At 68.6% G+C, this 21,731-nt stretch carries 15 protein-coding genes; 7 read left to right on the top strand and 8 right to left on the bottom strand.

What is annotated here, in order from left to right; translation table 11 throughout:
• On the bottom strand, positions 1–1,116 hold a 1,116-nt coding region (locus QM721_RS15060), incomplete at its 3' end, for a PucR family transcriptional regulator ligand-binding domain-containing protein (RefSeq protein WP_415123426.1).
• Positions 1,117–1,566: 450 nt separating this feature from the next.
• Here QM721_RS15060 and gabT point away from each other — a divergent pair.
• From gabT to QM721_RS15030, 6 genes are read left to right on the top strand one after another with little or no spacing between them, the layout of a single operon-like run.
• Positions 1,567–2,922, top strand: coding sequence for a 4-aminobutyrate--2-oxoglutarate transaminase (gene gabT, locus QM721_RS15055; RefSeq protein WP_415123424.1), 1,356 nt, complete (start codon positions 1,567–1,569; stop codon positions 2,920–2,922).
• A 33-nt stretch (positions 2,923–2,955) separates the two neighbouring features.
• Positions 2,956–4,314, top strand: a complete 1,359-nt coding sequence (locus QM721_RS15050) for a flavin monoamine oxidase family protein (protein WP_415102336.1) — start codon at positions 2,956–2,958, stop codon at positions 4,312–4,314.
• Entirely contained in the window at positions 4,311–5,198 is an 888-nt protein-coding gene (locus QM721_RS15045) for a universal stress protein (RefSeq protein WP_415123422.1), read from the top strand. The genes QM721_RS15050 and QM721_RS15045 overlap by 4 nt, the downstream gene beginning before the upstream one ends.
• Positions 5,195–6,736 (top strand): APC family permease, encoded by a 1,542-nt coding sequence (locus QM721_RS15040; RefSeq protein ID WP_415102332.1) that lies wholly within the window; start codon positions 5,195–5,197, stop codon positions 6,734–6,736. The genes QM721_RS15045 and QM721_RS15040 overlap by 4 nt, the downstream gene beginning before the upstream one ends.
• The gene (locus QM721_RS15035; protein WP_415123420.1) at positions 6,733–8,196 is read left to right on the top strand and encodes an NAD-dependent succinate-semialdehyde dehydrogenase; all 1,464 of its coding nucleotides are present in this window, start codon (positions 6,733–6,735) and stop codon (positions 8,194–8,196) included. The genes QM721_RS15040 and QM721_RS15035 overlap by 4 nt, the downstream gene beginning before the upstream one ends.
• Positions 8,197–8,215: 19 nt before the next feature.
• Positions 8,216–9,583: an aldehyde dehydrogenase family protein gene (locus QM721_RS15030; protein WP_415123418.1), complete on the top strand. Its 1,368-nt coding sequence runs from the start codon at positions 8,216–8,218 to the stop codon at positions 9,581–9,583.
• Positions 9,584–9,647: 64 nt separating this feature from the next.
• Here the strand turns inward: QM721_RS15030 and QM721_RS15025 are convergent, their stop codons facing one another.
• Both QM721_RS15025 and QM721_RS15020 read right to left on the bottom strand, forming a co-directional pair.
• Positions 9,648–10,805: a trans-sulfuration enzyme family protein gene (locus QM721_RS15025; RefSeq protein WP_415123416.1), complete on the bottom strand. Its 1,158-nt coding sequence runs from the start codon at positions 10,803–10,805 to the stop codon at positions 9,648–9,650.
• A gap of 416 nt (positions 10,806–11,221) precedes the next feature.
• A complete protein-coding gene (locus tag QM721_RS15020) occupies positions 11,222–11,749 on the bottom strand; it encodes a DUF1697 domain-containing protein (RefSeq protein WP_415123414.1) in 528 nt (175 codons plus the stop codon).
• A gap of 65 nt (positions 11,750–11,814) precedes the next feature.
• On the opposite strand from QM721_RS15020, the gene QM721_RS15015 reads away from it, so the two are divergent.
• Positions 11,815–12,684: a 3-methyladenine DNA glycosylase gene (locus tag QM721_RS15015; protein ID WP_415123412.1), complete on the top strand. Its 870-nt coding sequence runs from the start codon at positions 11,815–11,817 to the stop codon at positions 12,682–12,684.
• Between the two features lie 282 nt (positions 12,685–12,966).
• Here the strand turns inward: QM721_RS15015 and QM721_RS15010 are convergent, their stop codons facing one another.
• The 5 genes from QM721_RS15010 to gltB form a co-directional block, all read right to left on the bottom strand.
• A complete protein-coding gene (locus QM721_RS15010; RefSeq protein ID WP_415123410.1) occupies positions 12,967–13,992 on the bottom strand; it encodes a CU044_5270 family protein in 1,026 nt (341 codons plus the stop codon).
• Between the two features lie 2 nt (positions 13,993–13,994).
• A complete protein-coding gene (locus QM721_RS15005) occupies positions 13,995–14,492 on the bottom strand; it encodes an RNA polymerase sigma factor (protein ID WP_415123408.1) in 498 nt (165 codons plus the stop codon).
• 103 nt (positions 14,493–14,595) lie between these two features.
• Positions 14,596–15,171 carry an SgcJ/EcaC family oxidoreductase gene (locus QM721_RS15000; RefSeq protein WP_415123406.1) on the bottom strand — a complete coding sequence of 192 codons (576 nt, stop codon included), beginning with the start codon at positions 15,169–15,171 and terminating at the stop codon, positions 14,596–14,598.
• A 343-nt stretch (positions 15,172–15,514) separates the two neighbouring features.
• Complete coding sequence (locus tag QM721_RS14995; RefSeq protein WP_415123404.1) at positions 15,515–16,987, bottom strand: glutamate synthase subunit beta; 1,473 nt, start codon at positions 16,985–16,987, stop codon at positions 15,515–15,517.
• Positions 16,980–21,494 carry a glutamate synthase large subunit gene (gene gltB, locus QM721_RS14990; protein WP_415123461.1) on the bottom strand — a complete coding sequence of 1,505 codons (4,515 nt, stop codon included), beginning with the start codon at positions 21,492–21,494 and terminating at the stop codon, positions 16,980–16,982. Before gltB ends, QM721_RS14995 begins: the two co-directional genes overlap by 8 nt.
• Between the last annotated feature and the right edge of the window lie 237 nt (positions 21,495–21,731).

The raw sequence follows: 21,731 nt of genomic DNA, 5'->3' as shown, positions 1-21,731 counted from the left end.
CTCGAACAGCGCGGCGAACTCGTCCAGCAGCGCCTGCTCCGCGTCGGCGACGGCGATCACCAGGCCGTCGGGTCCGGGGCCGTGGAACACGGAGTGGTCCGCGGACTGCCGTTCCAGCCAGTCGGACGCGACCTGGGCGCGCGCGGCGGGGACGGTTGCGACGGCCACCACGACAGGTTCTGGCGGCAGCGGCGTCCAGAGCTCGCGGACGACCGGCGCGGCCACACTCGGGTCGTCGGTGAGCAGGCTCCGCACCAGTCCGCTGCGCAGAGACTGACGGGCCTGGTTGAGCCGGACTGTTTGCTCCAGGGCGAGGCCGGCCATCGCGATCACCGAGGTGACGACGCCGCGGCTCTCCGAGTCCAGGCCGCCGGCAGCGATCGCGATCGCGCCGCGTAGCTGCCCGCCGGGTCCGAGCGTCTGCAGGGTGAAGCTCGCCCCTGCGGCCTCCAGCGACGACCCGGCCCGGACGCCGCGGCGCAGCATCGCACCGACCTCGCCAGTGACCTCGCTGAGTGCGGCGGGCGTGAGTCCGCCCGCTGGATGATCCCGGACGAGCGTGCCCGTAGCGTCGAACAGGCCGACCCACGACTCCAGCTGCCGCGCGAGTTCGGCGAGGGTCGCGCCCAGGCCGTCCGGTTGCAGCGCCGCCAGCGAGATCGCCCGTTGCGCGGCGAGTGCCCAGCTGCGCCGGGCGTAGGCCTGCGCAGCGACGGCCTCGGCATTCGCCCTGGCCAACGCGATGAACGGCGTCCGGTACGGCACCTCGAACAGCGGCATCCGCTGGTCGGTACAGGCGTGCAGCAGGGCATCCGGAATGCCGTCACGGACCACTTCGGTGCCGAAGCCGAGCCCTCGGACGCCGCGCCGGGCCAGCCGTGCGACATAGGACCGATACGGGTCCGGGTCGTCACCGTCGAACTGGGTGCCGGTGGTAAGCAGCAGCAGGTCGTCGGTGAGGAAGGGTGTCGGATCGGCCAGGTCAGAGCCGTGCACCCAGCGCAGCGGTGCGTCCAGCACGCCGGGCGGCAGCTCGTCCTCCGTTGTAGCCAGCCGCAGGCCCAGGTCGCGGCGATTGAGCAGCGCACGCAGGGTCGGTTTCGGTACGGCCGCCATGGCCACCCCCTCCAGGAACACGCCGATCAACGATCAGCGCTGGTTGAGCGTGTCGAAACCCTCGCAGGTGTTGAGCGTGTCGAAAACATCGCAGGATGAGTGTGTCGAAACCATCGCAGGATGAGTGTGTCGAAACCATCAGAAGAAGAGGGTGGTGAAAACCTCAGAAGAAGGGGGGGGAAAAAACACGCGGGGTAGGGGGGTGAAAAAAAACGAGAACCACCGAAAAAAAGAGGTGTGAAAACACACGACCAGCGAAACACACGGGTCTAGACACGCCCGACCAGCGGAACTCACGGGTCTCGACACGCTCGACCAGCGGAACTCACTGGTCTCGACACGCTCGACCAGCGAGAGTCGGCACCCCATGTACGTTGTGTACAGGAATATCCCCTCAATATACATTGTGGCGAATATCGCCACGGAGGTGCGGCGCCCTAGGCTCCGGACATGTCACTTGGACTCGACACCCATGTTTCGCTGGGCGGACCCACGCTTGCGCAGCATCGCCGCCTCGTCACCTCGATTCCAGGACCCCGCTCGCAGCAGCTGCTGGCCCGGAAAGCGGCTGCGGTCGCAGCCGGGGTGGGACACACCGTGCCCATCCAAGCGGTCGCAGCCGGCGGCGGCGTGGTCGTCGACGCCGACGGCAACTCGCTGATCGACCTGGGGTCCGGCATCGCGGTCACCACGGTCGGCAACGCGCACCCGACGGTGGCCGCCGCGATCGCGGCGCAAGCCGCGCAGTTCACCCACACCTGTTTCATGATCTCGCCGTACGAGGGTTACGTGGCGGTCGCCGAGGCGCTCAACCGGCTCACGCCGGGCGACTTCGACAAGCGCAGTGCACTGTTCAACTCGGGCGCCGAGGCGGTCGAGAACGCGGTCAAGATCGCCCGCAAGTTCACCGGCCGGCAGGCTGTGGTCGCCTTCGATCACGCCTATCACGGCCGCACCAACCTGACCATGGGGCTGACCGCGAAGTCGATGCCGTACAAGAGCGGTTTCGGCCCGTTCGCCGCCGAGATCTACCGGGCACCGATGTCGTATCCGTACCGGGACGGACTCTCGGGTGCCGAGGCGGCGTCCCGGGCGATCTCGCTCATGGAGAAGCAGATCGGTGCCGACAATCTCGCCGCGGTCATCATCGAGCCGATCCAGGGCGAGGGTGGCTTCATCGTCCCGGCCGAGGGTTTCCTTCCGGCAGTCGTCGACTGGTGCCGCGCCAACGGCGTGGTGTTCATCGCCGACGAGGTGCAGTCCGGTTTCGGACGCACCGGGGTGATGTTCGCCAGTGAGACGTTCGGCATCGTCCCCGACCTGATCACGACCGCCAAGGGCATCGCGGGCGGCATGCCGCTGGCCGGGGTGACCGGCCGCGCCGACATCATGGACGCTGCCCACACCGGCGGTCTGGGCGGTACCTACGGCGGGAACCCGGTCGCCTGCGCGGCGGCACTCGCCGCGATCGAGGCCTTCGAGACCGAAGGGCTGCTGGCCCGCGCCACCGAGATCGGTGACCTGCTGCGGTCCCGGCTGACGGCGCTGCAGGCGTCCGACCCGAGGATCGGCGACGTGCGCGGGCAGGGCGCGATGATGGCGATGGAGTTCGCCGATCCCGCCACCAAGGCCCCGGACGCCGCGCTCACCGCCGCCGTGGCCAAGGCCGCGATCGCCGAAGGTGTGATCGTGCTGACCTGCGGCACCTACGGGAACGTGATCCGGTTCCTGCCGCCGCTCACCATTCCCGACGATCTGCTGCACGAGGGCCTCGACATCGTGGCCGCCGCGCTCGCCGCCCACTGACCCGGGCGTCAACAACGAAGGAGAACCGCGCAATTGAATGAGATCACCCGTGACGTCGTCATCGTCGGTGCCGGCGCCGCCGGCCTGACCGCGGCCAACGAACTGAGCAGGTCGGGCCGATCGGTCGCCGTCCTGGAGGCCCGCGACCGGATCGGTGGACGGCTGTGGACCGACGTCCTCGACGGTGCCATGCTCGAGATCGGCGGCCAGTGGGTCTCGCCCGACCAGGACGCACTGATCGAGACGATCGACGAACTGGGACTCCAGACCTACCAGCGCTACCGCGAGGGCGACTCGGTCTACATCGGCCCGGACGGCACCCTGGTCCGGTTCACCGGCGACGTCTTCCCGGTGGGTGCCGACACCGCACGGGTGATCGCCGAGGTCACCCAGCGCCTGGATGCGATGGCCGCCGAGATCGATCCCGACCGGCCCGAGGCGCATCCGAAGGCGGCCGAGTGGGACGCGATCACCTGGGAGGCGTGGCTGCGGGCGCAGACCGACGACGACGAGGCCGTCCGGAACCTCGCCTTCGCCACCGGCTCGGCGATGCTGACCAAACCCACGCACGCCTTCTCGCTGCTGCAGTCGCTGCTGATGGCGGCTTCGGCCGGCAGCTACTCGAACCTGGTCGACGCCGATTTCATCCTGGACAAGCGGGTCGTCGGGGGCCTGCAGCGGGTGCCGCTGGCGCTGGCCGAACGGCTGGGCCCGGACGTGTTCCTGAACCAGCCGGTGCGGACGCTCGCCTGGGGTGAGGACGGGGTGACCGCGATCGCCGACGGCGTCACCGTGCATGCCCGCAGGGCGATCCTGGCGCTCGCACCGGTGCTCTATCCGCGGATCTCGTTCGTTCCGCCGCTGCCGCGATTGCAGCACCAGATGCACCAGCATCTGTCGATGGGTTTCGTGATCAAGGTGCATGCCGTCTACGACCGGCCGTTCTGGCGCGAGCAGGGCCTCTCCGGCACCGCGTTCAGCCCCTATGAGCTTTCTCATGAGGCGTACGACAACACCAACCACGGCGACGAACGCGGCACCCTGGTCGGGTTCGTCTCCGACCGGAACGCCGACGACGTCTTCCAGGTCAGCGCCGAGGAGCGCAAGCGGCGCATCCTGGAATCGCTGTCCCACTACTACGGACCCGAAGCGCTCAACCCGATCGTCTACTACGAGAGCGACTGGGGCAGCGAGGAATGGACCCGCGGCGCCTACGCCGCCAGCTTCGACATGGGCGGACTGCACCGCTACGGCGCAGACCTGCGCACCCCGGTCGGCCCGATCCGGTTCGCCTGCAGCGACCTGGCCGGCGCAGGCTACCAACACGTCGACGGCGCCATCCGGATGGGGCGCCTGGCGGCCCGGCAGATCATTGAGGAGGCCACCGCATGAGCCCCCGCATCGTCGTCGGCTACACGGCGACCAAACGTGGCCGCGACGCGGTGGCCTTCGGCGCCCGGCTGGCCGCGGCCACCGGGTCGGTGCTCGATGTGGTCGTGGTTCTGCCGGCGACGGGACGCAGCGTGATCACGCCCCCGGACGCCTCCTACGACCGGCACCTGCACGACCTCGCGCAGCAGTGGCTGGCCGACGCGATCGGCCGGGTTCCGGACGCGGTGACCGCCCGTCCCCACGTCCATGCCGCTGACTCGTTCGCCCAGGGGCTGATCGAGTTTGCCCACGACCGCGGCGCCGACTACCTCGTGGTCGGTGCCGGCGGCGGTGGGCTGCGCGGGCGGCACCGGCTCGGGCCCACCAGCACCGAGCTGCTGCACTCCTCCGACGTTCCGGTGGTGCTGGTGCCGCGCGGCGCCCGCAAGCTCGCCGCCGACACCGCGGTCACCCGGCTCACCGTCGCGGTCAGCCCGCGTCCCGGTGACGAAACGTTGATGTCCGACGCGGCGGCCCTGGCGTCCGCGACCGGGGCGCCGATCCGCTTGCTCTCGCTGCTGCCGATCGATCTACCGAGACCGACCGGAGACGCCGCCCGCCCGCCCGCCCGACCGACCGAGGCCGATGAGGTGCTGGCCGCGACCAACACCAGCCTGCCGCCGGGCATGGCCGCCGAGGTCGTCGTTGCCGACGGCGACAGCATCGAGGCCGCGGTCGCCGCTCTGGATTGGCAGCCCGGCGAACTGCTGCTCGCCGGATCCGGACGGCTCGCCCAGCCGCGCCGGCTGTTCCTCGGCTCCACCGTCGCCAAGATGCTCCACGAAGTCCCCGTCCCGGTGGTCGTCGTTCCCCGTGCCCATCACCAGGAAGGGGACGGCGCATGACCAGCGACACCTCCACCACCGAGTCGGCCGACCACGGCATCTCCCAGAAGGGCCTGAGCGCCGGCAGCGTCGGCCTGATCGGTGCCGTGGTGATCGGCATCTCGTGCATCGCGCCGGCCTACACCTTCACCGCCGCAGTCGGGCCCACCGCGTCCGTGGTCGGGCTGCAGGTGCCGGCGGTGATCCTGGTCGGCTTCCTGCCGATGCTGCTGGTCGCCTTCGGCTACCGCGAACTCAACCGTGAGATGCCCGACTCGGGCACCTCGTTCACCTGGGCCACCCGGGCGTTCGGCCCGTGGATCGGCTGGATGGCCGGCTGGGGGCTGGTCGCCGCGACCATCCTGGTGCTGTCCAACCTGGCCGGCATCGCCGTCGAGTTCCTGTTCCTGCTGATCTCGCAGCTGACCGGCAACGAATCCATCGCTGAGCTCGCCGGCGTCACCTGGATCAACATCGTGGTCTGCCTGCTGTTCATGCTCGGCGCGACCACCATCTCCTACCGCGACATGCAGACCACGCAGAAGCTGCAGTACTTCCTGGTGAGCTTCCAGATGATCGTGCTGCTGTTCTTCGCGATCGTCACCATCGTCCAGGCCGTCAACGGTCGTGGCTTCGACTCGACCGCGTTCCAGTTCTCCTGGTTCAACCCGTTCGAGCTGACCTCGTTCAGTACGTTCGCAGCCGGGTTATCGCTGTCGATCTTCATCTTCTGGGGCTGGGACGTCACCCTCACCATGAACGAGGAGACCAAGGATCCGGAAAAGACGCCGGGCCGGGCCGCCACCGTCACGGTGTTCACCATCGTCAGCCTCTACCTGCTGCTCGCCGTGGCGATGATCATGTACTCCGGCGTCGGGGACGGCGAGTTGGGGCTGGGCAACGTCGAGATCCAGGAGAACGTGTTCTTCCACTTGTCCGGGCCGATCCTGGGACCGCTGGCGTTCCTGGTCTCCCTGGCGGTGCTGACCAGCTCGGCCTCGTCCCTGCAGTCGACCTTCGTCTCCCCCGCCCGGACGCTGCTCGCGATGGGCCACTACGGTGCACTGTCGCCGAAGTTCGCCGCCGTCAGCCCCCGCTTCTTCACCCCCGGGTACGCGACCATCGCGTCCTCGATCGTCGCGTCCGCCTTCTACGCGGTGATGCGGGTGCTCAGCGAGGACGCGCTGTGGGACACGATCACCGCGCTGGGCATGATGATCTGCTTCTACTACGGCCTGACCGCGTTCGCCTGCGTGTGGTATTTCCGCAAGCAATGGTTCGATTCGGCGCGGCTCTTCTTCTTCACCCTGTTCTGCCCGCTGCTCGGCGGGGCGATCCTGCTGATCCTCTTCGTCACCACGCTGGTCGATTCGCTGGATCCCGGTTACGGCAGCGGGTCGAACGTCGGGGGTATCGGCCTGGTCTTCATTCTCGGGGTGGCGGTGATTCTGGTCGGCGTGGTCGTGATGATTTGGCAGTCCATCAAACGCCCGGCCTTCTTCCGCGGCCAGACCCTGTCGATGGACGCGCCCGCCAGCCTACGAAAGGTACGCCGATGACCGCGACCGAACAGACCCTGCTCAGCCAGGTACCGACCGGCTTGTTCATCGGCGGTGAGTGGGTGGCCGCCGAACAGGACCGCACTCTGGCGGTCGTCGATCCGGCCACCGGCAGTCCCCTGCTGGAGATTGCCGACGCCTCCCCGGCGGATGCGCTGCGGGCGCTCGACGCCGCCGTCGCCGCGCAACAGGAATGGGCGGCCACTGCGCCGCGCCGGCGCAGCGACATCCTGCGGCGGGCGTTCGACCTGGTCCACGAGCACGCCGACGACCTCGCGCTGTTGATGACGCTGGAAATGGGCAAGCCGCTGGCCGAGGCTCGCGGCGAGGTGACCTACGGCGGCGAGTTCCTGCGCTGGTTCAGTGAGGAGGCGGTGCGGATCTCGGGCCGCTACGGGCTGAACCCGGAAGGCACCGGACGGATGCTCGTCTCGCAGCGTCCGGTCGGGCCGTGCCTGTTCATCACGCCGTGGAACTTCCCGTTGGCGATGGCCACCCGCAAGATCGCCCCGGCTTTGGCCGCTGGCTGCACGGTGGTGGTGAAACCGCCGGCCCTGACCCCGCTGACCACGCTGTACTTCGTGAAGCTGCTGGTCGAGGCGGGGCTGCCCGCCGGCGTGGTGAACGTGTACACGACCGACGCGTCGTCGGCGACGACCGCTCCGCTGATCACCGACCCGCGGCTGCGGAAGCTGTCCTTCACCGGTTCCACCGAGGTCGGACGGCGGCTGCTCGCCCAGGCGGCGGACCGCGTCCTGCGGGTGTCGATGGAGCTCGGCGGCAACGCGCCGTTCCTGGTCTTCGACGATGCCGATCTCGACCAGGCGGTCGACGGTGCGATGCTGGCCAAGTTCCGCAACATCGGGCAGGCCTGCACAGCTGCGAACCGGTTCATCGTGCACGAGTCGGTGGCCGAAGAGTTCGCCGCCCGGGTGGCGGCCCGGGTGGCCCGGATGAAGGTCGGACGTGGCACCGAGGACGGCGTCCAGATCGGTCCGCTGATCGACGGCCGCGCGGTGGCGAAGGCCGATGAGCTGGTCCGGGACGCGGTCGACCGCGGTGCCACCGTGCTGACCGGCGGGAACGTGCTGCCCGGCCCCGGCACCTTCTTCGAACCGACCGTGGTCGCCGGCGTCCGCTCCGGTAGCTCGATCCTGCACGAGGAGATCTTCGGCCCGGTGCTGGCGATCGCCACCTTCGCCGACGAGGACGAGGCCGTCCTGCTCGCCAACGACACCGACTACGGCCTGGTCAGCTACGCCTTCACCCGCGACCTGGCCCGGGGCCACCGGCTGATCGACCGGTTGGAGACCGGCATGATGGGCCTCAACGTCGGGGTGGTCTCCAACGCGGCGGCCCCGTTCGGCGGGGTCAAGCAGTCCGGCATCGGCCGCGAGGGCGGGCCGGAGGGCATCCATGAATTCCTGTCCACCAAGTACACGCTGATCCCCGCCGACTGAGCGGAACGAAGGGACCACCATGAGCGACTACACCGTCGTCAATCCGGCCACCGGGCAGACCCTGGCGAGCTACCCGACGGCTACCGACGCCGAAGTCGAGGCCGCCCTCGCCGCCGCCGACGCCGCCTACCGAGGCTGGGGACGAAGCTCCTCCCCCGCCGAGCGGGCCGAGTTGCTGCGGGCCGTGGCTCGCCTGCACCGGGAACGCCGCGACGAGCTGGCTGCGATCATCGTCCGCGAGATGGGCAAACCGATCGAAGCCGCGCTGGGTGAGGTCGACTTCGCCGCCGACATCACCGACTACAACGCCGACCACATCGACCAGATCACCGCCGACCAGCCGCTGACCATCGACGGTGACGGCACCGCGGTGATCCGCCGTTCGCCGCTGGGGGTGCTGCTCGGCATCATGCCGTGGAACTTCCCCTACTACCAGGTCGCCCGGTTCGCGGCGCCGAACCTGGCGATCGGCAACACCATCCTGCTCAAGCACGCCCCGCAGTGCCCCGAGTCGGCGGCGGCGATCGCTGCGATCTACGCCGAGGCCGGGTTCCCGGCCGGCGCCTACGCCGACCTGCGGCTGACCAACGAACAGGCGGCGGCCGTGATCGCCGACCGCCGCGTTCAGGGCGTGTCGGTGACCGGATCGGAGCGCGCCGGCGCCGCGGTCGCCGAGGTCGCCGGACGGCACCTGAAGAAGGTCGCGCTGGAACTCGGCGGATCCGACCCGTTCATCCTGCTCAGCACCGACGATCTGGACGCCACCGTGCAGGCCGCCGTCGATGCCCGGCTGGACAACACCGGCCAGTCGTGCAACGCCGCGAAGCGGTTCATCGTGGTGGACGACCTGTACGAGGCATTCCTGGAGAAGTTCGCCGCCGGCATGGCGGCGGCGACGCTCGGTGATCCGTTCGCCGAGGACACCGTGCTCGGTCCGCTGTCCTCGCTGGCCGCCGCCGAGCGGCTGGAACAGCAGGTGGACGCCGCGCTCGGCCAGGGCGCGACCCGGGTCGTCGGTGGAGACCGGGACGGTGCCTTCTTCCCGGCGACCGTGCTGACCGGTGTCACCTCCGAGATGGACGCCTACCGCGAGGAGTTCTTCGGCCCGGTCGGTGTGGTCTACCGGGTCGCTGGCGAGGACGAGGCCGTCGAGGTCGCCAACGCCACCTCGTTCGGCCTCGGCTCGTACGTGTTCACCACCGACGCCGACCAGGCCGCCCGGGTGGCCGACAAGATCGAGGCCGGCATGGTCTACGTCAACCTCGTCCTGGCTGATGAGCCGGCGCTCCCCTTCGGCGGCGTCAAGCGCAGCGGCACCGGACGCGAGATGGGCCTGCTCGCCGCCGACGAGTTCGTCAACAAGAAGCTGATCCGCATCGGCGCCTGATTGAGCGCTGGTCGAGTCCGTCGAGACCTCGAAGCCGCCGCTGCGGCAACGGGTTCCGACACGCTCAACCGGCGCTGGTCGAGAGCTGCGTCACGCTGCCGAGGGCCTGTTGCAGATCGGCCCACAGATCGGCCACGGCCTCTAGCCCGACCGAGAGCCGCACCAGGTTCTCGGGCACCGCCTCGGGTTCGGCCGGAATCCGGCGCCGGCGTTCGATCAGCGACTCGACGCCGCCCAGGCTGGTGCCCGGCACCCACAGCCGGACCCCCGCGACGAGGGCGTCGGCCGCCGCCCGGCCACCGGCCAGTTCGATCGACAGCATGCCGCCGAAACCTCTCATCTGCGTTTTCGCACGCCCGTGCCCCGGGTCGCCCGGCAGACCCGGGTAGCGCACCAAGCTGACAGCCGGGTGCTCACTGAGCCGCCGCGCCAACACCCCGGCACTGGCCTGCTGCCGCTCGATCCGCACCGCCAAGGTGCGTAGGCCGCGCAGCGCCAGCCAGGCCTCCATCGGCCCCAGAATGCCCCCGTGCAGCCCGCGGTGCGCACGCAGCCGCAGTTCCAGTTCGTGGTCGGCGGTGACCAACAGCCCGAGCACCACGTCGGAATGCCCGGCCAGGTACTTGGTGCCCGAGTGCAGCACCACCGCGGCACCCAGCGCGAGCGGGTTCTGCAGCAGCGGGGTGGCGAAGGTGTTGTCGACCACGACCCGCACCCCGAGCCCTCCGGCCGCCGCGGTCAGGGCCGGCAGGTCGGCCACCTGCATCAGCGGGTTGGTCGGCGACTCGATGAACAGCCAGTCGGCACCGTCCAGGCTGGCCAGCACCGCGTCGGTGTTGCTGACATCGACCAGGGTGAGGCTGAACCGGCCGGCAGCGGCGAGTTGCTGGCCCAGCGACAGCATCGCGCCATAGCAGGCGTCGGCCATCACCACCCGCGACCCCGGCTCGACCAGGGCGAACAACGCCGAGCCGGCCGCCATGCCCGAAGCGAAGCACAGGGCGGCGCCACCCTCCAGTGCGCCCACCGCCGCCTCCAGGTCGCGCCAGCAGGCGTTGTTCATGCGGCCGTAGACGCCGTCGTCGAAGCTGCCGAACGGTTCGGCCGACACGTAGGTCGAGGAGAGTTCAACCACAGGGCTGACCGGCGCACCGGCCCGGCGTGGCGGACGCCCCGCGACCACCGCCATAGTCTCGGCCGACCAGGGCTGTTGCTGATTCATCGTGACCTCCTGGTGCCATCTCACCAGATCGAGGCCGGCTCAGTTCGCCTTGTCCCACCAGCGCGGCACCCGGAGCGCACACCGAATCTGTCACCCGGCTGCTGACTGATCGGCACGTCGATCGCAAACCGGTCCGACCCCGGCAGGTAGTCCTTCTGCAGCCAGCGGCCGTAGGGTCGCCGCCCGGCTCTGGACGATCTCGACCGCGTTCGCCAGCCGGCGATCGGGCAGCCCGCCGGCCGGACGACGAAGGCCCTGTCTATTCGCTGGTCGAGCTTGTCGAGACCTCTCCTATGCCGCTGCGGCAAGGGGTTTCGACAAGGTCAACCAGCGCTGGGCGGATTGATCAGTACTTCCCGATTGAGAGCACTCCTATTGAGGTCTCGACAAGCTCGACCAACGAAAACAGCACGTCCCTACAGTTTCGCCGCCAGCTTGCCGACGGTGTTCACGTTGCGTCCCGTCACCAGCAGCGGCCTGGCCAGGCGGGGCAGCTTGGTGGCCAGTGGCGAGCGGGCCATGCCACCGCCGAAATCGACCCACAGCTCGTGCCCGGCCAGCCGCACGCGCTCGTCGACCGCCACCTCGGCCAATCGCTGCTCCAGCTCGGCCGGCGCCGGGCCGTCCATGAAGTAGACGATCACGTGCGAGGGGTTGCTGTCGGGGAACGGGTTGGTCTCGACGAGCCGCCGCAACTCAGACTTGGAACGCAGCAGGACCTCGACGTTGAACCCGGCGTCGGCGGTGATAGCCCGCTCGAGTCGCTCGCGCACCGACTGCCGTGAGCCCTGTGCGGTGAAGGTCAGATTGCCGGAGGCCAGCAGGGTGGCGACTTCGGTGAAGCCGGCATCGTTGGCGGACTTCTTCAAGGTCGCCATGGTCAGCGTGCGGCCACCCACGTTCACCGCTCGCAGCAGCCCGGCCCAGCGTTGGTCGTGCGTCATCGAGCCATGGTGGCGGCAAACTCCGCTGCGCGCCAGTGTGGCCACGAGGTGCCTACACTGACCCGATGGACCAAGCGGCAGCGCATCGGGCTCGGCTGGCCCCCTACATCGAGCCGCACCTGGAACGGCGGCGCCGCCAGGTGAAGCACCCGGTTCACGACTTTCTGTTCACCTACTACACCTACCGGCCCGCCCAGTTGATGCGCTGGCAGCCCCCGGGTCCGTTCGACGCCAAGCACGGTGCGCTCGCGGCGTCCACCTTCGCCCTGCTGCGGGCCACGGACGCCCGTCGCGGAAACTTCGGCTGCTTCGGGCTACACGAGTGGGCGATGGTGTATCGCAGCGACCGCACCCGACACCCCCAACCGCTGCGGCTGGGCGCCGCCGCCACCAACCAGGTGGTCGAGGCACACCGACTGAACTGCAGCCACTTCGACGCCGTCCGCTTCTTCACCGAAGCCGCGCTGCCGCTGAACACCCTGCGCCCCGGGCCGGGCGACCGGGCCGACTTCGAACAGCCCGGCTGCCTGCATGCCACCATGGACCTGTACAAGCACGCCTACCGGCTGGCCGAGGTGGTCGGCTCCGACCTGATCGCCGACGCCTTCGAACTGGCCTGGAACGTGCGCATCGCCGACATGCGTGCCGCGCCCTACGACCTGTCGGGCACCACTCTCGACCCCGACCGCAGCCAGTGGACGCCGATCTGCATCGAAACGCCCGACGGCAAGCGCGAATACGCCGAACTGCAGCGCGCGTTCACGGCGCGGGCTGCGATTGTCAGGCGGCGTCTTGCCGAGGCGTGTGCGCCGTATGCGCAGGCCCAGAGCACAGCCGCGGTGCTGGGCAACCCGTCCGCCCCTGTCGTGCACGACCTCTCACGGCAGACCACGCCACACTCCCCAGAAAGCGCAACGCTACGCACAAGTCGGTAGCAACGCGTCGTCGAGGGAAACGCTGGTCGAGCTTGTCGAGACCCCGGACCTGCCACGCCAACAACGGTTTCGACAAGCTCAACCAACGAAGTCCACACTTCCCCACGCGCTGGTCGAGCTTGTCGAGACCCCGGACAAGGCACGCCAGCAACGGTTTCGACAAGCTCAACCAACGAAGTCCACACTTCCCCATTCGCTGGTCGAGGTTGTCGAGACCCCGGACAAGGCACGTCAACAGCGGTTTCGACGTAGCTCAACCAACGAAGTCCACACTTGCCCAGCTCACGGTTCGCGGCACACCGAACCGGACGCCTCCATGGTGCACACCATCCGCACCGCTGTGCGCACCAGCGTCGGGTCGACCCGATCGACCAGGGTGCGGCTGACCGCGGTTTCGATGGTGGCGTCCGGGGTGGTGAAGACGTAGCGCTCACCGATGAACTCGGCGGTGCCACGGTCGAACACCAACTCGTGGCGCTGCCCGTTCCGGTTCGGCTCCGGGCGTCCCAATGCAACGCCAGGACGGCCGTCCAGCGTCACGTCGTGATTCACCACGTCGACCCCGGGAATCGTCTTGAGCACCTGCAGCAGGGCAGCCCGCAGTGCAGCGGGCGCGTAGCCGGTGCGCAGGATGTCGGCTGCTCCGGTGAACGCTGCCTCGTCGTCGGAGGCTCCGCTGCCCTGCCCCCGTCGGTACAGCTCGGCGCGCAACTGGTCGGGGTCGGTCGGCAGCGTAAACACGAGCGAACCCTCGTCGCGCGGTGACAGGTTCGAGGTCCATCGCTCCGGCGAGCCCCACCCGACGTCCGGCAGTGTGGTGGCGGGGCCGCTGACCTGCCGCACGTAGGGGCCGGCCCGGTCTTCGAACCAGGTGGGCCGCGAACCGTCGACCGCGACGTATTCGACTCGTCGCACGTGGCGCAGCACTGACACCGCATCGGGGTCACCCCACCCTCCCTCGCCGATGATGTCGCTGGTGATGGAGTTGCTGGTGACCTTCCAGTACTGGTCGGCCCTGGCCGGCGGGTCGTACGCGGCCGCGATCGCCCGGTCAAGCAGATCCTGGGCCTCTGCCGTCGCCGTGCCGTGCCACAGCCCGGGCAGCACGAGCATCGCCACCGCGACAATTGCCGCCGTGGTCAGGGTGACGAGGCGCACCCATGGCCGGGATCGGGCCACGGGCGTCCGCATCGGTTCGTGGTCATCGGGCCCGATCAACGCGCGCAGTTCGGCGCGCCCTCGGGCCGAGAGTTCCACCCGTTCGCCGCCCAGTGGATCGGCACGCCGCAGTGTGGTCGATACTCTCATCGCTAGGCCCTCCCTTTGGTCAGTTCCCGGCGCAACGCTGCCCGGGCGCGGTGCAACCTAACCCACAGGGTGCCCACGGAACAGTGGCACAGCGCTGCGCAGTCGCCAGCGTCGAGGTCATCCCAGTACCGGGCCATCAACAACTCCCGCTGGTCCTCGGGCAGTCGCCCCAACGCGGCCAGCACATCGTCACCGGCCGGTAGCACAGGTGCACCCGTGCGGTGCTCGGCAACCAGCCGATCGTGCAGGGCGCTCGCCCGGCGATTCGCCCGGTGGTGGGCCTGCACCAGGTTGCGTGCGGTCACGAACAGCCAGGCACGGGTCGGCGGTTCTGCCGCGCAGCGCTCCCACGCGATGCGAAAGACCTCGGCGGTGATGTCTTCGGCCACTGCACGGTCGCCGGTTCGTCGCTGTGCGTAGCCGATGATCGGCCCGTACTGACGCCGATACAGCGCCGCAAACAGCGCTCGTGACTGTTCGGGTACGGTGGCACCGGTCACGCCGGCCTGTCTGGCCGAGCCGACCGATGGATCGTAGATTGCTTCCACACCCTCTACATGTCGCGGGGCGGCGCGAACCTTACGCGCCCGGACAGCCCAGGTGTCAGTCGTCGACCAACTCGGCGGCGGCGACTTCTTGCGGCGAGGGGCCCTTGATGTAGCTGGTGGCGGTCAACCGCCCATCGCGAGACACGTTGGTGTCGGCCGATAGCACGATGTCGATGTTGGTGCAGCTCACGCCGAGCCAGGTGCCGTCGGCGATCTTCACCAAGGTGGCCTCGATCACGCCACGCCGCGGATCGACCGGCTCCCCCTCGGGGTCAACCTGGCCAGTGAGCTGCCACTGCGCCATCACCACGGCCGCGGCGTCACCGAGCATGCGTTGCTTCACCTTGGTGAGGGTGATGGTGGCGTTGGCGAAGGCATTGCGAAAGCCGAACCGCTGCGCCTTGACGATCGAGTGCCGGCCCGTCCACCACAGGCCGACCACGTTGACGAAGTCGGCGTCCTCGACGAAAAGCCGTCCGATGGCTTCGGCGTCTTTCGCCGCCCAGGCGCGTATGTACTCCTCGACCAGATCGGTGGGCTTGGCCAGCGGGTGCACCGCCGGCGAGATCGCCGGAAGCGGTAGAGGAATGATCTCAGCCGCTCGTTTGAGCAACTTCTTCAGCTTTGCCACCCACGGCTCCTTCCGCTGGTAAGAGTGCAAGCCTCGCGTGCGAGAACCCCACGGTCAACCAGATGATCAACGGTGATCGGGACGATCGAACTGATCAAGACCGACCCAGAGCGTTTCGACGGTCGTCCGACACTGATCGACGCAGTCGACCCGGTTGCCCGCCGCGATCGAGGGGCGAACAATCGGCAAACGCCGGCTTTGGCTGGTTGTGCGTGTCGAGACCCCTAGCCAGAGCGCTCCGTCTCAGGTCTCGACACGCTCGACCAACGAAAACTCAACGCTTCCCCAGTGAGCACTCCGTCTCAGGTCTCGACACGCTCGACCAGCAATAATCGCGCTCTTCCTAGGCCATCATCGGGCGCTCGGTGGGCAGGATCGGCTTGGGCAGCCGAGACCGGCCCTGCAGGTAGGCATCCACCCCGTTGGCGCACGAGCGACCCTCGGCTATCGCCCAGACGATCAGCGACTGGCCGCGGCCGGCGTCGCCGCAGGCGAAGACCCCCGGCACCGAGGTGGCGTAGTTCTCGTCGCGCGCGACGTTGCCGCGGGGGTCGAGGTCGACACCCAACTGCTCGACCAGTCCGGCCTTCTCAGGCCCCACGAAGCCCATGGCCAGCAGCACCAGTTCGGCGGGAATCACCCGCTCGGTGCCGGGCACCGGCTCGAAGCGTCCGTTGCTGAAGGCGACCTCCGACAGCTTCAGCGACTTCACCTTGCCGTCGGCGTCGCCGACGAACTCACTGGTCGACACGGCGTACACGCGCTCGCCGGCCTCTTCGTGCGCCGAACTGACCCGAAAGGTCATCGGGTAGGTGGGCCACGGCTGGTTCGCCGGACGCTGCTCGGGCGGAATCGGCAGAATCTCGAGCTGGGTGACCGAGGCGGCCCCCTGCCGGGTGGACGTGCCGAGGCAGTCGGCGCCGGTGTCGCCGCCGCCGATGATCACCACGTGCTTGCCGGTGGCGGTGATCTGGTTCTCGACCGCCTTGCCGACCGCGACCCGGTTGGCCTGCGGCAGAAACTCCATCGCCTGGTGAATGCCGTCAAGTTCGCGGCCCGGCACCGGCAGGTCGCGCGGCACCGTCGAGCCGATCGCCAGCACCACCGCATCGAAGCGGTCGAGCAGGTCGTGGCCGGAATGGTCATCGGCACTGCCGATGTTGCGGCCCGGCTTGAACACGGTGCCCTCGAGGCGCATCTGCTTCAGCCTGCGGTCGAGCACCTCTTTCTGCATCTTGAACTCGGGAATGCCGTAACGCAGCAAGCCCCCGATCGCGTCGGCGCGCTCATACACCACCACGGTGTGCCCGGCCCGGGTGAGCTGCTGGGCGGCGGCCAGACCGGCCGGGCCGGAGCCGATCACCGCGATCGTCTTACCCGTGTGCCACTCGGGGGTGACCGCCGTGACCCGGCGGTCGCTCCAGGCCCGATCGATGATCGCCACCTCGACGTTCTTGATGGTGACCGGATCCCGGTTGATGCCCACCACGCAGGCGGTCTCGCACGGTGCTGGGCACAGCCGTCCGGTGAACTCGGGAAAATTGTTGGTGGCGTGCAACCGGTCGGTAGCGCCGCGCCAGTCGTCGCGCCAGACCAGATCGTTCCACTCGGGGATCAGGTTGCCCAGCGGGCAGCCCTGGTGGCAGAACGGAATGCCGCAGTCCATGCAGCGTCCGGCCTGCAAGCCGATGATCGGCAGCACGGCCTTGCCGGGCGACTCGGGGTAGACCTCGTTCCAGTCGTGCACCCGCTCGGCAACCGGACGGCGCTCGGCCACCTCACGCGGGGTGGTCATGAAACCTTTGGGGTCAGCCATGAGCGGCCTCCATCATCATCGCGGTGGTGGCCTCTTCGTCGAGCCCGGCCTTTTCGGCCTCTTCGCGGGCGGCGAGTACGCGGGCGTAGTCGCGAGGCAACACTGTGGTGAACCGGGCGGCCAGGCCGGCATCGTTCAGCAGCCTCTCGGCAACCGCCGAGCCGGTCTCGTGGTGGTGCTTCAGCAGCAGTTCGCGAATACGCGCCAGGTCGCTTGGGGTCGGCTCGTGCGGGTCGACCATCTCGGTGTTGAGCCGGTTGCGGTCAAGGTCGAGCACGTACGCGACGCCCCCCGACATGCCGGCCGCGAAGTTGCGCCCAGTGCCGCCCAGGATCAGCGCCACACCACCGGTCATGTACTCGCAGCCGTGGTCGCCGACACCCTCGACCACCGCGGTGGCACCCGAGTTGCGCACGCAGAACCGCTCCCCCACCTTGCCGCGAATGAACACCTCACCCGAGGTGGCGCCGTAGGCGATCACGTTGCCGGCGATGATGTGCTCCTCGGCCACGAACGCCGCGTCGTCGGACGGCCGGACGGTGAGCCGTCCGCCTGAGAGGCCCTTACCGAAGTAATCGTTGGTGTCGCCGACCAGGCGCAGCGTGATGCCGGCCGGCACAAAGGCACCGAAGCTCTGCCCGGCCGTACCGCGCAGGGTCAGGTCGATGGTGTTCTCGGGCAGGCCCCTGCCCTTGGTGGCCTTGGTGACCTCGTGGCCGAGCATGGTGCCGACCGTCCGGTCGACGTTGCGCACCGCCAGATCGGCCCGCACCAACTCGCCGGAGGTCAGCGCTGGCTGGGCCAGTGCGATCAGCTTGACGTCGAGCTTGGTGTCGAGCCCGTGGTCTTGGCCGGTGATGGCGTGCAGCGGGCCTTCGGTGTCGACCCAGTGCAAGATCGGCTCCAGATCGAGGCCTTGGGCCTTCCAGTGCTCGACCGCTCGACGTGACTGCAGCACCTCGACGTGCCCGATCGCCTCCTGAATGCTGCGAAAGCCGAGGGACGCCAGCAGCTCGCGCACCTCTTGGGCGATGAACTCGAAGAAGGTGACCACGTATTCGGCCTGGCCGGAGTACTTCGCCCGCAGCTCGGGGTTCTGCGTGGCGACGCCCACCGGACAGGTGTCGAGGTGGCAGACCCGCATCATGACGCAGCCCGACACCACCAGTGGCGCGGTGGCGAAACCGAATTCTTCCGCCCCCAGCAGTGCGCCGATCACCACGTCGCGGCCGGTCTTCAACTGGCCGTCCACCTGCACCACGATGCGGTCACGCAGGCCGTTGAGCAGCAGGGTCTGCTGGGTTTCGGCCAGGCCCAGCTCCCACGGCCCACCGGCGTGCTTGAGCGAGGTGAGCGGTGCCGCGCCGGTGCCACCGTCATGGCCCGAGATCAGCACCACGTCGGCCTTGGCCTTCGACACCCCCGCCGCGACCGTGCCGACCCCCACCTCGGCAACCAGCTTCACGTGCACCCGGGCGACCGGGTTAGCGCACTTGAGGTCGTGAATTAGCTGCTTGAGGTCTTCGATCGAGTAGATGTCGTGGTGCGGCGGTGGGCTGATCAGCCCGACCCCTGGCGTGGAGTGCCGGGTCTTGGCCACCCACGGGTACACCTTCTGGCCGGGCAGTTGGCCGCCCTCGCCGGGCTTGGCGCCCTGGGCCATCTTGATCTGAATGTCGGTGGCGTTGGTCAGATAGTCCGAGGTCACCCCGAACCGTCCCGACGCCACCTGCTTGGTCGCCGAGCGACGCTCGGGGTCGTACAGCCGGTCGACATCCTCGCCGCCCTCACCGGTGTTGGACTTGCCGCCCAACCGGTTCATCGCGATGGCCAGGGTCTGGTGCGCCTCGAGCGAGATCGAACCGTACGACATGGCGCCGGTGGAGAACCGCTTGACGATCTCGCTCACCGGCTCCACTTCGTCGATCGGCACCGGCTTGCGGTCGGAGCTGAACTCGAGCAGGCCACGCAGTGTCATCAGCCGCGTGGCCTGGTCGTTGACCCGCTCGGTATAGGCCTTGAAGATGTCGTAGCGCTTGGCCCGGGTCGAGTGCTGCAGCCGGAACACCGTCTCGGGGTCGAACAGGTGCGGTTCGCCCTCGCGGCGCCACTGGTACTCGCCCCCCACGTTGAGCGTGCGGTGCGGCAGGCTGATCCGGTCTGGCGGGTAGGCCATCGCATGCCGGGCGGCGATGCCGGCAGCGATCTCAGGCAGGCCGATGCCCTCGATGCGGCTGGGCGTGCCCGCAAAGTAGGCGTCGACGAACTCCGAGCTCAAGCCCAGCGCCTCGAAGATCTGCGCCCCGGTGTACGACGCGATGGTCGAGACACCCATCTTCGACATCACCTTCAGCACACCCTTGCCGAGCGCCTTGCGGACGTTGTAGACGGCCTTCTCGGGCTCGACCTTCACCAGCCACTCGCGACGGGCCAGGTCTTCGGCCGACTCGAACGCCAGGTACGGGTTGACCGCCGCGGCGCCGTAGCCGATCAGCAGGGCCACATGGTGCACCTCGCGCACATCGCCGGCCTCGACGATCAGGCCCACCTGGGCGCGCCTCTTTTCACGAACCAGGTGGTGGTGCACCGCCGCTGTGAGCAGCAACGACGGGATCGGCGCCAGGTCGGCGTTGCTGTGCCGGTCGGAAAGGATGATCGTGCGGCAGCCACGCTCGATGGAGGCGGTGACCTCGGCGCACAACTCGGCGAGCTTCGCCTCCAACCCGGCCGCCCCCTCTTCGACCGGGTACAGGCCCCGCACCACGTGGGTGTCGTACTCGGGCATCTGGCCGTCGCGGTTGATCCGCACCAGCTTGGCCAACTGGTCGGAATCGAGCACCGGATAACCGATCACGATGTGCTTGCACGAGTCAGGGCCCGGCTGCAGCAGGTTGCCTTCGGGCCCGAAGGTCGAGCTGAGCGAGGTGACCAACTCTTCGCGAATGGCGTCCAGCGGCGGGTTGGTGACCTGGGCGAACAGTTGAGCGAAGTAGTCGAACAGCAGCCGCGGACGCTCGCTGAGCACCGCGAGCGGCGTGTCGGTGCCCATCGAACCGATCGGCTCGGCCCCGGTGTTCGCCATCGGAGCCAGAATGATCTTGAGTTCTTCGTGGGTGTAGCCGAACACCTGCTGACGGCGCAGCACCGATGCGGCGCTGTGCACCACGTGCTGCCGCTCGGGCAGGGCGTCGAGGTCGACGCGGCCCTGTTCGAGCCATTCGGCGTAGGGGTGCTCGGCGGCCAGCGACGATTTGATCTCGTCGTCGTCGATCAGCCGGTGCTCGGCCATGTCGACCAACAGCATGCGTCCGGGCTGCAGCCGGCCCTTGGCAATCACCTTGCTTTGCGGAAGGTCGATCACGCCCGCCTCGGAGGCGAACACCACCAGGCCGTCGTCGCTGACCCAATAGCGGCCCGGACGCAGCCCGTTGCGGTCGAGCGTAGCTCCGATCAGGGTGCCGTCGGTGAAACAGACCGCGGCGGGGCCGTCCCACGGCTCCATCAGTGAGGAGTGGAAGGAGTAGAAGGCCTTGCGGTCCGGGTCCATCTCGGTGTTGTTCTCCCAGGGTTCCGGGATCATCATCATCACCGCGTGCGGCAGCGAGCGTCCGCCCAGGTGCAGCAGCTCGAGTACCTCGTCGAAGGAGGCCGAGTCGGAGCCGCCGTCGGTGCAGATCGGGAACAGACGGTCGAGGTCACCGGGGATCAGATCGCTGGCCAGCAACGCTTCTCGTGCCCGCATCCAGTTGCGGTTGCCCTTGACGGTGTTGATCTCGCCGTTGTGGGCGATCAACCGGTACGGGTGCGACAACTCCCAGGCCGGGAAGGTATTGGTCGAGAACCGGGAGTGCACCAGCGCCATGGCCGAGGCGATCCGCTCGTCGCTCAGGTCAGGGAACACCTCGGCCAACTGCTGGGTGGTCAGCATGCCCTTGTAGACGGTGGTGCGGGCCGACAGCGAGGCGAAATACACCCCAGCCTCGTTGCGGGCCCGCTGGCGCAGCGGGTATGCGAGCCGGTCGAGCCCGATGCCCTGTTCACCGCCGGGCGAGGCGAGGAACAACTGCTCGAAGACCGGCATCACCTCGCGCGAGATGGGGCTCAGGGTGTGATCACGGGTGGGTACGACGCGCCAGCCCAGCACGTCCAGACCCTCTTCGACCGCGATGTACTCGATGGTGCGCTTGGCCTGGGCGCGCTTCACCGGGGACTGCGGCAGAAAAGCCATGCCCATGGCGTACCCGCCCGCGACGGGCAAGTCGAAGTCGACGACGGCGCGCAGTAGGGCGTCCGGCACCTGCAGCAGCATGCCGGCACCGTCGCCGGCGAACTCGTCGGCACCGGTGGCGCCGCGGTGATCGAGGTTCTCCAAAGCCGTCAGGCCCTTGACCACGATGTCGTGGCTGGCCTCGCCACTCAACTGGGCGATGAAGGCCACCCCGCAGGCGTCATGTTCGAACGACGGGTCGTACAGGCCTTCCGCGGGCCTCGTGGGCATGGTGGTCATGGCCATGTGCGTTCTCCTCATCTTCCGGCAGGGTAGTCGAGGGCCGGAGGGTGCCAAAGCCTCGCCGTCCGGCGTCAACGCTGCAGGCGCTGGAAGCATACAGAACCAGCGATCTCGCGCGGGCTACGACATGTTGCATGGTGGACGAGGCCACCTGCTGCGATCGGCTCGACTTAACCCGGCAGCCATCCTAGGGAAGTACCGATCACTACGCCCCCCGTTGGTTGAGCTTCTCGA

Source organism: Micropruina sp., from assembly GCF_047602085.1.
In the GTDB taxonomy this organism is placed as follows: domain Bacteria; phylum Actinomycetota; class Actinomycetes; order Propionibacteriales; family Propionibacteriaceae; genus Micropruina.
Note: the sequence above shows the minus strand (reverse complement) of the source record. Positions and strands in the feature narration are given on the sequence as shown.

Coding starts and splice junctions, on each gene's coding strand:
- QM721_RS15045 (WP_415123422.1), top strand. CDS start 4,311: ATGAGCCCCCGCATCGTCGTCGGCTACACGGCGACCAAACGTGGCCGC.
- QM721_RS15020 (WP_415123414.1), bottom strand. CDS start 11,749: ATGACGCACGACCAACGCTGGGCCGGGCTGCTGCGAGCGGTGAACGTG.
- QM721_RS14995 (WP_415123404.1), bottom strand. CDS start 16,987: ATGGCTGACCCCAAAGGTTTCATGACCACCCCGCGTGAGGTGGCCGAG.
- QM721_RS15015 (WP_415123412.1), top strand. CDS start 11,815: ATGGACCAAGCGGCAGCGCATCGGGCTCGGCTGGCCCCCTACATCGAG.
- QM721_RS15040 (WP_415102332.1), top strand. CDS start 5,195: ATGACCAGCGACACCTCCACCACCGAGTCGGCCGACCACGGCATCTCC.
- QM721_RS15025 (WP_415123416.1), bottom strand. CDS start 10,805: ATGAATCAGCAACAGCCCTGGTCGGCCGAGACTATGGCGGTGGTCGCG.
- QM721_RS15010 (WP_415123410.1), bottom strand. CDS start 13,992: ATGAGAGTATCGACCACACTGCGGCGTGCCGATCCACTGGGCGGCGAA.
- QM721_RS15030 (WP_415123418.1), top strand. CDS start 8,216: ATGAGCGACTACACCGTCGTCAATCCGGCCACCGGGCAGACCCTGGCG.
- QM721_RS15035 (WP_415123420.1), top strand. CDS start 6,733: ATGACCGCGACCGAACAGACCCTGCTCAGCCAGGTACCGACCGGCTTG.
- gabT (WP_415123424.1), top strand. CDS start 1,567: ATGTCACTTGGACTCGACACCCATGTTTCGCTGGGCGGACCCACGCTT.
- gltB (WP_415123461.1), bottom strand. CDS start 21,494: ATGACCACCATGCCCACGAGGCCCGCGGAAGGCCTGTACGACCCGTCG.